Origin of the sequence: Streptococcus cristatus, assembly GCF_008369405.1 — a bacterium.
Classification (GTDB): Bacteria; Bacillota; Bacilli; order Lactobacillales; family Streptococcaceae; genus Streptococcus; species Streptococcus cristatus_G.
In genome coordinates, this window is record NZ_VSJJ01000003.1 from 95,834 (window position 1) to 109,682 (window position 13,849).

Annotated in this window: 6 protein-coding genes; 5 read left to right on the forward strand and 1 reads right to left on the reverse strand. The window is 43.6% G+C overall.

What is annotated here, in order from left to right:
* Positions 1–218 precede the first annotated feature (218 nt).
* From FXF62_RS04315 to FXF62_RS04335, 5 genes are all read left to right on the forward strand, one after another.
* Positions 219–1,367, forward strand: a complete 1,149-nt coding sequence (locus FXF62_RS04315; RefSeq protein WP_149517793.1) for a hypothetical protein — start codon at positions 219–221, stop codon at positions 1,365–1,367.
* An 18-nt stretch (positions 1,368–1,385) separates the two neighbouring features.
* Positions 1,386–2,519: a molecular chaperone DnaJ gene (gene dnaJ / locus FXF62_RS04320; protein ID WP_045497925.1), complete on the forward strand. Its 1,134-nt coding sequence runs from the start codon at positions 1,386–1,388 to the stop codon at positions 2,517–2,519.
* 235 nt (positions 2,520–2,754) lie between these two features.
* On the forward strand, positions 2,755–7,515 hold the full coding sequence (locus FXF62_RS04325) for an endo-beta-N-acetylglucosaminidase (RefSeq protein WP_149517794.1): 4,761 nt from the start codon (positions 2,755–2,757) through the stop codon (positions 7,513–7,515).
* A gap of 412 nt (positions 7,516–7,927) precedes the next feature.
* On the forward strand, positions 7,928–11,533 hold the full coding sequence (strH, locus tag FXF62_RS04330; RefSeq protein ID WP_149517841.1) for an LPXTG-anchored beta-N-acetylhexosaminidase StrH: 3,606 nt from the start codon (positions 7,928–7,930) through the stop codon (positions 11,531–11,533).
* A 140-nt stretch (positions 11,534–11,673) separates the two neighbouring features.
* On the forward strand, positions 11,674–12,078 hold the full coding sequence (locus tag FXF62_RS04335; protein WP_149517795.1) for a GNAT family N-acetyltransferase: 405 nt from the start codon (positions 11,674–11,676) through the stop codon (positions 12,076–12,078).
* A gap of 87 nt (positions 12,079–12,165) precedes the next feature.
* Here FXF62_RS04335 and rnjA read toward each other — a convergent pair whose 3' ends face one another.
* Positions 12,166–13,848 (reverse strand): ribonuclease J1, encoded by a 1,683-nt coding sequence (rnjA, locus tag FXF62_RS04340; RefSeq protein WP_149517796.1) that lies wholly within the window; start codon positions 13,846–13,848, stop codon positions 12,166–12,168.
* Between the last annotated feature and the right edge of the window lies 1 nt (position 13,849).

Consider the following 13,849-nt stretch of genomic DNA (forward strand, 5'->3'; position numbering starts at 1 on the left):
TTAAGAAAACGAAAGAAAAATAGGAAGCCATCGCCTTGTGCGATGCACAAAAGATGGCTTATCTTTTTTCCGAAGTTTTTAGCCGAAACTCAGTTAAGCCTAACTCGTTAAGAATGACGAATTACTAAGGTACTTTGTCTAAATGTAATAATGATAGGAAGAAATCCAGAGGTTGCAACCCAGCCTCTGTTTTTCGGTAAAATAGAGAGAATAATGTTATGAAAAGAATCTTTCTTCTTTTTAGAAATCATTGGAAAATCCTTCTTTTTGAATTAGCTTTCATAGTGCTATACGTTGGTTTTTCTATTTGTATTGATAGGCATCCAATACAAAATGTTACGATATTGTCTATAATATTTTCAGCTGAATTTTTTGTAGCAATGATAGTTGGTGTTGCTGCAGTCTATTCTTGGATACATCATAAGAAAATATCGGATTTAGAGATTACAGATGCAAAATATAACAGCGATTTACACTTATTACAAAATATAGATGAACTTTTAGAGGTATATAGAAATAAAGGTGAGGAACGAGCGATTGGTGTTGAATTACAAATTTTTCTAGAAAGTTTGGAGGAAACATATAAAAATAAAGATATGTCAGAGCCAAGAAATAAATTTTTAGATATCTATTATCGTTTTCTAAGTGATAAAACTAGTCCAGACCAAGATAATCTGGATGAGGATGTTTATCAAGAAGATAGAGAAAATGATAAAAAAGTTTTGAATACACAAGATAGTTCTTCAGCTATTTCTCATGGTTTTCTAAGCGATAAAACTAGTCCAGATCAAGACAATCTGGATGAGAATGTTTATCAAGAAGATAAAGAAAATGATAGAAAAGTCTCGAAAACACAAGATAATTCTTCAGCTGTTTCTTATGGTTTTCTAAGTGATAAAAATAGTCCAGATCAAGATAATTTGGGTGAGAACGTTTATCAGGAAGGTAGAAAAAGTACTGATGTTCAAGAAACTATTGAAGATAGTCCAATAGGGGATATCAAAACAGAAATTGCTAAAGAACAAAGAGTTGATAAAAAGAATATTCGATATAGTAAAAATTATGAAAATGACGCTAAGAGAGATAATCTAAAATGGACTACTTGGTTCACTCTTTCGGAAAATACTATTGATAATTTGAGAGACGAAGATAGACAAATTTTTATAACAAATGTTAATGGGAAAGATATAAAGTTCCAAATTTTAGGGAAGGATTTGAAAGCTATTATTAAACAAGGTAAACCTCGTAAACATAAGCGTGCAGGCAGAGCCATCTATGATCTTTTCTTTGGACAAGATGAAAATGGAAATTTTGTCGAAGGAAGGCATAAGATTGATTTGCAGAAATATAATATTGAAATATTGTAAGAAGTAAGGTATTAAATCATGAACAATACAGAATTTTATGATCGTTTAGGTGTCTCTAAGAATGCTTCTCAGGATGAGATTAAGAGAGCCTATCGGAAATTATCTAAAAAATATCACCCAGATATCAATAAAGAGCCTGGGGCGGAAGATAAATATAAGGAAGTCCAGGAGGCTTATGAAACGCTGAGCGATGAGCAAAAGCGGGCTGCCTATGACCAATACGGCGCAGCGGGTGCCAATGGTGGCTTTGGCGGCGGTGCAGGCGGTTTCGGAGGCTTTGATGGCTCTGGTTTTGGTGGCTTCGAAGATATCTTTTCTAGCTTCTTTGGCGGTGGCGCGACTCGTAATCCAAACGCTCCGCGTCAAGGAGACGATCTCCAGTATCGGGTAAATCTCCGCTTTGAAGAAGCTATTTTCGGTACAGAAAAAGAAGTTAAATACAATCGTGAAGCTAGCTGTCGGACTTGTCATGGTTCAGGTGCTAAGCCAGGAACTAGCCCAGTAACTTGTGGCCGCTGTCACGGCTCTGGTGTTATTAACGTCGATACTCAGACACCACTAGGTATGATGCGTCGTCAAGTAACATGTGATGTCTGTCACGGTCGCGGACAAGAAATCAAAAGTCCATGTGAAACCTGCCATGGAACAGGACACGAAAAGCAAGCGCATAGCGTTCATGTAAAAATTCCAGCTGGTGTAGAAACAGGTCAACGAGTTCGCTTGGCGGGTCAAGGTGAGGCAGGCTTTAATGGCGGTCCTTACGGCGACTTGTATGTAGTGGTGAACGTTGAGCCAAGCGATAAATTTGAACGTGACGGTTCTACCATTTACTACAAGCTCAACCTCAACTTTGTGCAAGCAGCTCTGGGCGACAGTGTGGAAATCCCAACTGTCCATGGAAATGTTGAATTGACAATCCCAGAAGGAACCCAGACGGGCAAGCGTTTCCGTCTGCGTGGTAAGGGAGCACCAAATCTACGCGATGGAAGTGTAGGTGACCAATATGTCACTGTCAATGTCGTAACGCCAACAGGCCTCAATGACCGTCAAAAGGCGGCTCTTAAGGATTTTGCAGCGGCTGGAGACATCACAGTGAGCCCTAAAAAGAAAGGCTTCTTTGATAAGATGAAAGATGTCTTTGAAGGAGAATAAAGAAGGAAAAGAGAGACTATCTCTCTTTTTTTGTACTATTTTTAGAGATTTAATCTCTATTTATAGGACAAGATAGAATGAATTGACAAGGCAAGCTCGTGCAAGGTAGAATGATTTTAAGTGAATCTTTCTTTTTTTATGCAAAAATGTAAGCGATTACCTTTTGAAAGGAGCGACCAGGGAGGAGGCAGCAAGTGCACGAAAAAAGAAAAGAAGAGAAGGAGTTAAGGTAAAAATGCAATTTGATAAGAAACAAAAATTTAGTATCCGTAAATTAAGTTTAGGTGTTTGTTCTGTTTTGGTAGGAATCGCGCTGTTTGGGGCTGGTCATGCATTAGCAGAAGAAACTAGCTCAGCAGCATCACAAGCGACTACTAGCGTCCTTGCCAAGGAGGAAGCTCGGACGGAAGAGGCAGCTGAAGAGACGAAAGTCAGTGAAGCACCTGTCGAGGCGGTCCAAGGTCTAGCGACTGAAGCTGAAAAGCCAGCTCTTGCCTCTGATGCTCCAGTAGCTGAGAGCAAGGAAGTAGCAGCTAGCAACGAAAAAGAAGTCAAGGCAGAAACACCTGCCAGCAAAGAGACAAAAGTCGTAGAGGACTTACCAAGCCAAGAAGATAAAAAGCTCAAACCAAAAGAAATCAAGTTTGATACTTGGCAAGAATTGCTTGACTGGAAGCCGGGAGCTCGTGAAGATGACGAAATCAACCGAGCTAGCGTGCCTTTGGCTGAGCGTTATCAGGGACACCAAATCAACCAACAAGCCAATCCAGAGGCGAAAGTACAGGCTCTGTCCAATATGAACTCTAAAGCCAAGGACCATGCTTCCAGTGGTGGCGAGGAGTTTAAGGCCTATGCTTTCGATTACTGGCAATATCTACATTCCATGGTGTACTGGGATGGTTTAGTTCCGACACCAGATGTCATTGATGCGGCTCATAGAAATGGTGTACCAATCTACGGAACCCTCTTCTTCAATTGGTCGTCAAGTGCTAAGGATCAAGAACGTTTTGCAGAAGCCTTGAAAGAAGATTCTGAAGGTTCAAAGACCTTCCCAATTGCCCGTAAATTAGTCGAGTTGGCTAAATATTATGGCTATGATGGCTACTTTATCAACCAGGAAACGACAGGTAGCCAAGTAGAGCCACTCGGTCCCAAAATGCGTGACTTCTTGCTCTATACTAAAGAATATGCACGTTCTTTGAATTACCCTGTTAAATATTCTTGGTATGATGCCATGACCTACGAATATGGTCGCTACCATGAAAATGCCCTTGGCGAATATAATTATCAGTTTATGCAGCCTAAAAATGGAGAAAATCCAGTGGACACCTTCTTTGCCAATTTTAACTGGGGCAAGGCAGAGACAGACTATTCCATCAGTACGGCAAAATGGATCAAACGGGATCCTTACGATGTTTTGGCGGGAATAGAGCTGCAAAAAGGTGGTTCTTACAAGACAAATGTGGACTGGGATGCAATTTTGGACGAAAATGGCAAACTTCGTTTGTCTTTGGGTCTGTATGCGCCTGATACGATTACCGGTTTAGGTAAGACAGGTGAGGGCTATCATACTCATGAAAACTACTTCTGGACAGGCTTCCAAGGCGATCCTAGCAAGGGTAAACCAGCAGACCAATCTTGGTATGGGATGTCCAACTTGGTGGTTGATAAGACAGCTATCACCAAGCCTGATTTTAATACTTCCTTTAATACAGGACACGGAAAACGTTGGTTTGTAGACGGGAAAGTCTCAAAAGATGGCGAATGGAACTATCGTTCTGTGTCTGGATTCTTGCCGACTTGGCGCTGGTGGATTCGGCATGCGGAAGGCAGTGCACCGCTCAAAGGACGCTATGACTTTGACGAAGCGTATAACGGTGGAAATTCACTGGCTTTTGAGGGCGACTTGGCTGCAAATAGCAACCAGAATGTCATGCTCTACTCGACCAAGATTCCAGTTAGCGACAAGACCAAGCTGACCTTGACCCATAAGGGTGGCCAAGGAACAAGCACTTGGGTAGCACTTGCGACTAAGCCAGACTATTCTGAGTACGAGTGGAAAGAGCTCAGTCCAAGCAAGGATTGGAAGACCGAGACCTTTGACTTATCTTCATTGGCTGGTAAAACGATTTATGGTGTGAAAATGTACTTCGACCATGACCAGGATGTCAAGGACTATAAGTTTAACCTAGGCCAATTGTCCATTTATTCTAACCAAGAAAAACCAGCTGCACCTTCAGATGTGGTGGTGAAAGCTAAACGTCTTCAAAATGCTCAGGAAGCAGAAGCTTTGTTGCAATTTAAAGGCAGTGCAGATGCGGATTACTACGAAATCTACGAAAAAGACGGAGACCAATGGCGCCTAGTAACAGGAACCTCTAGCACATCGGCTTATTTGGCCAAGGTGAGTCGTTCAGCTAGTGCCAAGGGTAGCAAGCAAGAGTTGAAAGTCGTTGCAGTCGGAAAGAATGGCTTGCGTTCAGATGCTGGTACAGTTGACTTTGACTGGGGCATGCAGGTTTCTGATACAAGCTTGCCAAAACCTTTGGCAGAAAATGTGGTGTTGGGGGCAAAAGTGATTGGTACAACCTTCCCTGATGCGGATAGTAGCGAAGGTGTCGAAGGAATGCTGAATGGTACTATTACAAGTCTGTCAGACAAGTGGTCTTCTGCCCAACTCAGTGGCACGGTAGATATTCGTTTGACTCAGCCTCGGACAGTGACTCGCTGGGTTATGGAGCATGCTGGGGCAGGTGGAGAGTCTGTCGATGATGGCAAGATGAATACACGCGACTTTGACCTGTATTATAAAGATGAGGCAGGCGAGTGGAAATTAGCCAAGGCCGTTCGTGGCAATAAAGACCATGTGTCAGATATTGTTTTGGATAAGCCAATTCGAGCACAAGACTGGCGTTTGGATGTCATTACAGCCGACAATGGAACTCCGTGGCGGGCAATCCGAATCTACAACTGGAAGATGTATGAAAGCTTGGATACGGAAACAGTTAACGTGCCGATGAAAGATGCTGCTGCACGTGTTCTTGGAAATGGACATGTCCAAGTAGGCTTCAAAGATGTTCCAGCTAAGACGACAGTATCCCTCTATGATAGCAGCGATGCGACAAAACCGATTGCAACTATGACGGCGGATAAAGATGGCAATCTCATCTTCAAACCACTTGCTTTTGCTAAACTCCCTAGCCTCTTGTATTACCGCTCACAAGTAGCTGGTAAAGATATTAGTAATGTACTAGCTATTGAAGTGCCTAAAGAAGACAAGGAAATTTCGAAGGTTGAGTTTGAAACAGCACCAGAAAGAAAAGTCTATCGTCAAGGAGATGCTCTGTCACTGAAAGGCGGTACAATTCGTGTCAGCTTTAAGGATGGTCAGCCAGACCAATTGGTTCAGCTTTCAAACAGTGGGGTGGAAGTGACGGGCTACGATCCATCTAAGCTAGGAGAGCAGCATTTGCAACTGTCCTATCTGGGACAAAAACTGGATCAAGTGCTGACGGTCTTTGTCGTTAGTCATAGCGAAGCAGGCGAAAAGACTCCTGTAGGCCTAGAAGTAATCGAAAAACCTAAGACAGACTATATCGTGGGAGAAAGCCTTGAGACTACAGGAGGACGTTTCCGTCTGGTCTTTGATGATGAAACGACCGAAGAGCATACTTTTGATGAAGCAGGTGTGCAAGTTTCAGGCTATGATAGTTACAAAGAAGGCCGTCAAACCATTTCGGTCAACTATCGTGGTGTGACGACAACGTACGATGTCTTTGTATCACCAAAACCAGCCTTGAACGATGAGTATCTGAAACAAAAGCTAGCAGAAACAGCGGCTGTTCAAAACAAGGTCGACTTCAGCTTTGCGACTCCAGAAGTCAAAGAAGCCTTGCTCAAGGAAATTGCATCTGCTGAGCAGATTCTAAAAGATCACGATACAAGCACACAAGACCAAGTCGATGAAAGTCTAGCAAAACTGACTCAGGCATTTAAGGCTCTGGATGGACGCAAGAATTTTGCGGATAAGACGGCTGAATTGGATACTTTGAGCAAAGAAGCGCAGACCTTGCTCGAACAAAAACCAAACCATCCTTCAGGCGATGCCCTCCTCAGCTTGTTAAACAAGAATAAAGACTTATTGGCTTCAGCTGAAGTGACACCAGACTCGCTTGAAACTGCCAAAGCCTCTCTGCAAGCCCTCATTGTCCAGCTTCAGGAAGATAAGCCAGCTGTATTTGTAGATGAATCTACAGGTGTGGAAGTTCAATTCTCAAACAAGGAGTCAACTCCAATCAAGGGCTTGAAAGTAGCAGTTGTTGAGCCAAATGCTGCTGAAAAAGAAGCCTTGGGTGGTAGACTTGGTAAGGTTTATGATGTGGCAGGAGTGGACAAAGATGGGCACGATGTTGCCACTCAGCACACTAGTTTGGTTAAAATCCCTGTAGAAGCCGGCAAGGAAGTCGAGCAAGTTCTCTCCTTCGTAGATAATCAGCCAGGCCAGCCTCTAGACTTTGAACGTATCGGTGATACAGTTGTCTTTACAGCGTCTCACCTTGCTCACTATGCTTTGATTTACAAGGTTGAAAAGAGTGATTTGCCAGGACAAGATAATCCAGCAGAAACTCCGAAACCAAGTCAGCCACAGTTACCAGAAACTAATCAGCCGGCAGGGGAAAATGAACCAGCAACTGAAGGACAAAAACCAGAGTTAGGTCAGACAAAACCAAGTGTTGAAGTCGAAAAACCAGAGCTGGGTCAAGCTAAACCAAGCGATGAAGCTGAAAAATTTGAAAGAGGTCAGAAAGCGCAAGAGCCACTGGCACATTCTAAGGAATCAGTCTTGACAACAGTTTTACCAGAGCAGGCAGAGGCTCCTAAGGCAGCTCAACTGCCGAAGACAGGTACATCTACTAGCCTTTTGGCTGCTACATCAGGACTTTTAGCACTCGTTGCTAGCTGGCTTCTATTCACACGAAAAAAAGAGAACCAATAATTTAACGCTTTTGTCCAGTTTAGAAAAGTAAGCTAGACAAATCGTTAATCTTAGATTAAGTTAAATGCTCTTGCCCTGAAAGGCAGCTAGAATTTCCTCTCAGCAGCAGTAGGACAATTTAATCAAAAACTTGGAGGAGACTATTTAGTCTTCTCTTTTTTTATTTTGGTAGCTTAACTGGCTTGCCTCAGGCTTTCAAACGAGATGAATAGAGCAAAATGGCTCGATTGTTTTGACATCTGCATTGTAACAATTCGCCTTATAAAAATATGGCTCTAGATTTAATCTATTTGTCATTTAACTATAGAATCTTGCGGAGACATTATTGATGAAAGGTAGGGGATAAACTATAATAGAAGAAAAAGAAACCGCTTGCATAAAGAAGCGGAACATGTTAAAAGGAGATTTTATGATGATCTTTAATAGAAAGCAACGTTTTTCTATTCGGAAACTTTCAATCGGGGCAGCATCTGTCCTAGTCGGTTTTTGTTTGGCAGGACAAGTCGTTTCAGCTGACGAGGTACAAGCAACGCCTACAAGTATTGTAACTACGACAGGACCGGCTGTAGCCAGTGCAGGAGAAGGGGTGCAGGAAATTGCTCCTGTGGAAGCCCAGGCTAGCAGCGAGGCCTTGCCAGAAGCAGTTGTTAAAAATAGTGAGGAAGTTAAGCCTCAAGCTGTGGCAGCAGAGGCTCCAGCAGAAAAAACAGTGGCAGAGGAGCCAAAACTGGATACAGTCGCTGAAAAATCAGTGACTGCAACAGAAAGTTCTTCTACAAATTCTGATGAGTCTAAGGCAACCCTGCCTAGTGAAACTCCTAAAACGGAGAAAGCTAGTCAGATAGATGAAAAGCTGGCTATGCGGAAAATGGTTTCGATTGATGCAGGCCGTAAGTATTTTAGCCCTGAGCAACTGAAGGAAATCGTAGACAAGGCGAAACGCTTTGGCTTCACGGACATGCATTTGCTGGTGGGGAATGATGGTCTACGCTTCCAATTGGATGATATGTCCTTGACTGTTGGTGATAAGACTTATGCCAGCGAGGATGTCAAGAAAGCTATTGAAAAAGGAACCAATGCTTATTACAATGATCCAAATGGCAATCACTTGACGCAGGCTCAAATGACGGACTTGATTGACTATGCTAAAAAGCAAGGTATCGGTCTCGTTCCGACCATCAATAGCCCTGGCCACATGGATGCTATCTTGCATGCTATGAAGGAGTTGGGCATTAAAAATCCAAACTTTAACTACTTTGGCAAGGAATCTGCACGGACAGTTGACCTAAACAATCAGACAGCTATTGATTTTACCAAGGCTTTGATTGATAAATATGCAGGCTATTTTGCAGGAAAGACGGATATTTTCAATATTGGTTTGGATGAGTATGCCAATGATGCGACCAATGCGAAGGGATGGCAGGTTCTGCAGGCAGACAAGTACTATCCAGGAGAAGGTTATCCAGAAAAGGGCTACGAAAAATTCATCGCTTATGCCAATGACCTAGCTAAAATTGTTAAGAGTCATGGCTTGAAGCCAATGGCCTTTAATGACGGTATTTACTATAATTCTGACCAAACTTTCGGCGAGTTCGACAAGGATATTATTGTTTCTTACTGGACTGGTGGCTGGGGTGGCTATGATGTAGCTTCTTCTAAACTCTTGTCTGAAAAAGGACATCAAATTTTGAATACCAATGATGCTTGGTATTATGTCTTGGGACGCAATGCAGATGGCCAAGGCTGGTACAATTTGGATCAAGGCTTGAAAGGAATTGCCTCTACTCCAATTACCAGCGTTCCTAAATCAGAAGGGGCAGATATTCCGATTATGGGAGGCATGGTAGCTGCTTGGGCTGATGAGCCTTCTGCTCGTTTTTCTGCATCTCGACTCTATAAATTGATGCGTCGCTTTGCGGATCGCAATGCAGAATATTTTGCAGCTAATTACCAAGATGCAGCTGCAGAGTTAGAAGCTATTCCAAGTGACTTAGCAGCTAAATATACAGAGGAAAGTATTGCTCGACTCAAGGAAGCTGAAAAAGCGGTCAGAGCCTTGGATGAAAACCTGAGTCGCGCGCAACAAGGTACCATCAACCAGCTTGTTGCCGAGCTAAAAGCAGCCCGTGAAAATCTAAAACCAACAGAAGCTTATCAAAAGATTTTGGACAAGCAAGCAGAACGTGAAAAAGTAGCTAAGAACAAGGTTATTTCCATTGATGCAGGCCGTAAATACTTCTCACTAGATCAGCTCAAGAGAATTGTCGACAAAGCTAGTGAGTTAGGCTACTCTGATTTGCACTTGCTGGTCGGAAATGACGGAATGCGCTTCATGCTGGACGATATGACCATTGAGGCCAACGGGAAGACTTACCAGAGTGACCAAGTCAAAGAAGCTATCACTGAAGGTACTAAATCCTACTACGATGATCCAAATGGAAATGCTCTGAGCCAGAAAGAAATGGATGAGTTGATCAGCTATGCCAAACAAAAGGGTATCGGGGTGATTCCAGCGCTCAATAGTCCTGGTCACATGGATGCTCTTCTGGTGGCTATGGAAAAATTAGGCATTCAGAATCCGCAAGCTTATTTTGACAATCTTTCTAAGACCACTATGGACTTGGAAAATGAAGAAGCAAAAGCTTTCACCAAGGCCTTGATTGGCAAGTACATGGACTACTTTGCAGGAAAATCAAAGATTTTCAACTATGGTACAGATGAGTATGCCAACGATGCGACAAATGCTCAAGGTTGGTATTATCTGAAATACTACAACCTCTACGGCAAGTTTGCAGAATATGCCAACACGCTTGCTGCTATGGCTAAAGAGCGAGGCCTTCAGCCAATGGCCTTCAACGATGGCTTCTACTACGAAGACAAGGATGATGTTGAGTTTGACAAGGATGTCTTGATCTCTTACTGGTCTAAGGGATGGTGGGGTTATAACCTTGCATCACCTCAGTATCTAGCAAGCAAAGGCTATAAATTCCTCAATACCAATGGGGACTGGTACTATATCTTAGGGCAAAAACCGGAAGATGGTGGTGGTTTCTTACAGAAAGCACTTGAAAATACTGAAAAGACACCATTTAACCAACTGGCCTCTACCAAGTATCCAGAAGTCTCTCTCCCAACAGTCGGCAGCATGCTTGCTATCTGGGCAGATAGACCACAAGCTGAGTACAAGGAAGAAGAGATTTTCAAATTGATGACAGCATTTGCTGATCACAATAAAGATTACTTCAAGGCCAACTATGAGTCTGTCCGAGATGAATTAGCCAAGGTTCCTAGCGATTTGAGCATCTATACGCCAGAGTCTGTTGCTAGTCTGAAGGCTGCCCAAGATGATATCGACTGGGAATTGAATCGGAATAAACAGGCTGAGGTAGATAAGCTGGTCGCTAAACTTCAAGCTGCGCGTGAAAATCTGAAGCCACTTAGCCATAATGGTAGCACAGCTCAGGATGAGAAAGCTGCTTTAGTTGAGGATAAGCCATATCTGGATATCCAAACAGAAGAGCTTGATTTTGAGACAAAAGAAATATTGAATCCAGAGCTTGAAAAAGGTCAACGAAAAGTTGTTCAAACAGGAAGCAAGGGCGAAAAAATGAATCTAGTGGAAGTATCTGCGCTAGATGGCAGTCGAAAGGTTGTTGAGTCTTCCGTTTCTAAAGCACCAGTGGATGAGCTAGTAGAAGTGGGCACTAAAGAAACGAAACCTAGTCTTGGTCAAATCGAAGTGCCGATCGTTCAGCCTGCTCCATCAGTGACTCCTCTTGCCAAAGATCAGCCAGCTGAGCGCCCAGTAACCCCAGTAACCCCAACAACTCCAACTGATTCAGCGCCTTCAGCAGAGCAGAAAGTAGCTGAGACAAAGGTTGCTAAATCTTCAGAAGCAGCTGTTTCTAAGACCGCTAAACTTCCTCAAACTGGAACATCATCAGCTTGGGCGATGACTTTACTAGGCACTGTCTTGGCCTTCCTTGGCTTAGCTGGAAGCAAGAAAAAGGAACAATAATCCTTCTGACGGATTATCTATGATCTACCATTCGGGCTTGGCGTGTTAAATAGCTGAGCCCGATTGTACTTGGTTTAGCAAGCAGGATTTCCCTATATCAGTGTAGGGAAATGCTATAAGGATTCTGAAAGTAGCAAGAAATGACAGAATTTCGTGACTTTATCAAGCAAGTTTTCAAGGAGCAATATGAGGCTTCTTTTGGATCAGCTAGGCTTGAAGAACTTGAGCCCAAGGATTATTATCTGACACGGGAAGAGGAAGGAAACTTAATCGCCTTGCTCCATGCCCAGCAGGTGTTGGAAAACATCCATATCAAGGCCTTAGTGGTAGATAAGGAACACCAGAAAAAGGGCTTGGGAGCTAGTCTGCTGGCAGAATTAGAAGAAAAAGCTACAGAAGCTGGAGTAACTAGCATTACCTTGTCCACCAAGTCTTATCAGGCCAAGGATTTTTACGTCAAGCAAGGCTATGAAATCTACGCCAGTCTGGAAGATGTTCCACAAAAAGGTGTGACTAAATACCATTTCATCAAGTGGTTAAAGTGAGCTATTCTCAAATAGATAGAAGTCAATTGGCAATCACCATTAAAGTTTACAAAAAACAAGCTTTGCTAGTCTAGCAAAGCTTGTTTTTTAGTTGTCTTCATCTGGTGTAAGCACCATCGGAATAATAATAGGTTCGCGCTCGGTACTTTCGTAGAGGAAAGGACGCAAGGCGTTGACGATAGCGCCGCTAACAGATTGGACGCTGGCATCTTTATTCTTAAGGGCAATGCGAATGGCATTGAAGAGGATACGCTGGCTTTGGCGGATGAGGTCGCCTGATTCGCGCATGTAGATAAAGCCGCGGCTGAGAATATCTGGACCGGCTAAAATCATCTTGGACTCAAAGTCAACCGTTGCGACAGCCAGAACCACGCCATCTTCTGACAGGTCTTTACGGTCGCGCAGGACTGCAGCTCCGATTTCACCAATGCGGTTCCCATCGACATAGATATCCTGAGCGTTGAAACTACCAGCAATACGAGCTGAGTCAGCTGTCAGAGCCAGCACGTCACCATTGCTCATGATGAAGATATTATCTTTTGGCACTCCAGTATCAACGGCCAGGCCTGCATGGATTTTCTGCATGCGGTATTCACCATGAACTGGCATGAAATATTTAGGCTTAATCAAGCGAAGCATGAGCTTTTGCTCCTGCTGGCCACCGTGTCCAGAGGTATGGATGTTGTTAATCTTACCGTGAATGACTTCTACACCAGCTTCAGAAATGATGTTAATCAGCTTGTTAACGCTGGTCGTATTACCAGGGATAGGGCTGGATGAGAAGATGACTGTATCTCCAGGCTGCAGCTGAACCTGACGGTGGGTACCATTGGCAATCCGAGACAGGGCTGCCATGGGCTCACCCTGACTTCCTGTACACATAATCAGCACTTCACCAGCTGGATAGTCCTTGAGCTCGTTTGGCTCGATGAAGGTATCTTTGGGAACCTTGATATAGCCCAGCTCAATCCCGTTGACAATAGCTTTTTCCATAGAACGGCCAAAGACGGCAATCTTGCGACCGGTCTTGACAGCAGCCTCAGCAGCCTGCTGGAGGCGGAAGATGTTAGAGGCAAAAGAAGCGAAAATAATCCGTCCATGAATGCCTTCGATGATCTTCAAAATAGACTGTCCAACTACTTTTTCGGAATTGGTAAAGGTCGGAACTTCAGCATTGGTCGAGTCGGACAGGAGGCAGAGTACGCCTTCCTCGCCCAGAGCGGCCATACGGTGTAAGTCTGCTGGCTCACCGACTGGTGTAAAGTCAAACTTGAAGTCACCGGTACAGACAATCTTACCTTGCGGCGTATGAATGACAATCCCCAAGGGCTCTGGAATAGAGTGGGTTGTCCTGAAGAAAGTCGCCTTCAGATTTTTAAAGGTCAACTCTGTATTTTGATTGATTTCATAGAGCTTGGCATCCCGTAAAAGTCCATGCTCTTCTAGCTTGCCCCGAATGAGGGCTAGCGCCAAAGGGCCGGCATAGATAGGTACATTGGCTTGCTTGAGCAGGAAAGGAATGCCGCCGATATGGTCCTCGTGCCCGTGGGTGATGAGGACGGCCTTCACGCGATCAATATTTTCTACGATATAAGAGTAGTCGGGAATAACATAGTCGATACCCAAGAGGTCGTCTTCGGGAAATTTAATCCCAGCATCGACGATGATAATCTCATCTTGATACTCAATTCCGTAGGTATTTTTACCGATTTCGCCCAGACCGCCGATGGCGAAAACACCAACTTCTTCTTTCTTTAAGTTATATGCCATA

Bases quoted from the DNA above. Each gene is read 5' to 3' on its own strand.
- dnaJ (WP_045497925.1), top strand. From the start codon at position 1,386: ATGAACAATACAGAATTTTATGATCGTTTAGGTGTCTCTAAGAATGCT.
- strH (WP_149517841.1), top strand. From the start codon at position 7,928: ATGATCTTTAATAGAAAGCAACGTTTTTCTATTCGGAAACTTTCAATC.
- rnjA (WP_149517796.1), bottom strand. From the start codon at position 13,848: ATGGCATATAACTTAAAGAAAGAAGAAGTTGGTGTTTTCGCCATCGGC.
- FXF62_RS04315 (WP_149517793.1), top strand. From the start codon at position 219: ATGAAAAGAATCTTTCTTCTTTTTAGAAATCATTGGAAAATCCTTCTT.
- FXF62_RS04325 (WP_149517794.1), top strand. From the start codon at position 2,755: ATGCAATTTGATAAGAAACAAAAATTTAGTATCCGTAAATTAAGTTTA.
- FXF62_RS04335 (WP_149517795.1), top strand. From the start codon at position 11,674: ATGACAGAATTTCGTGACTTTATCAAGCAAGTTTTCAAGGAGCAATAT.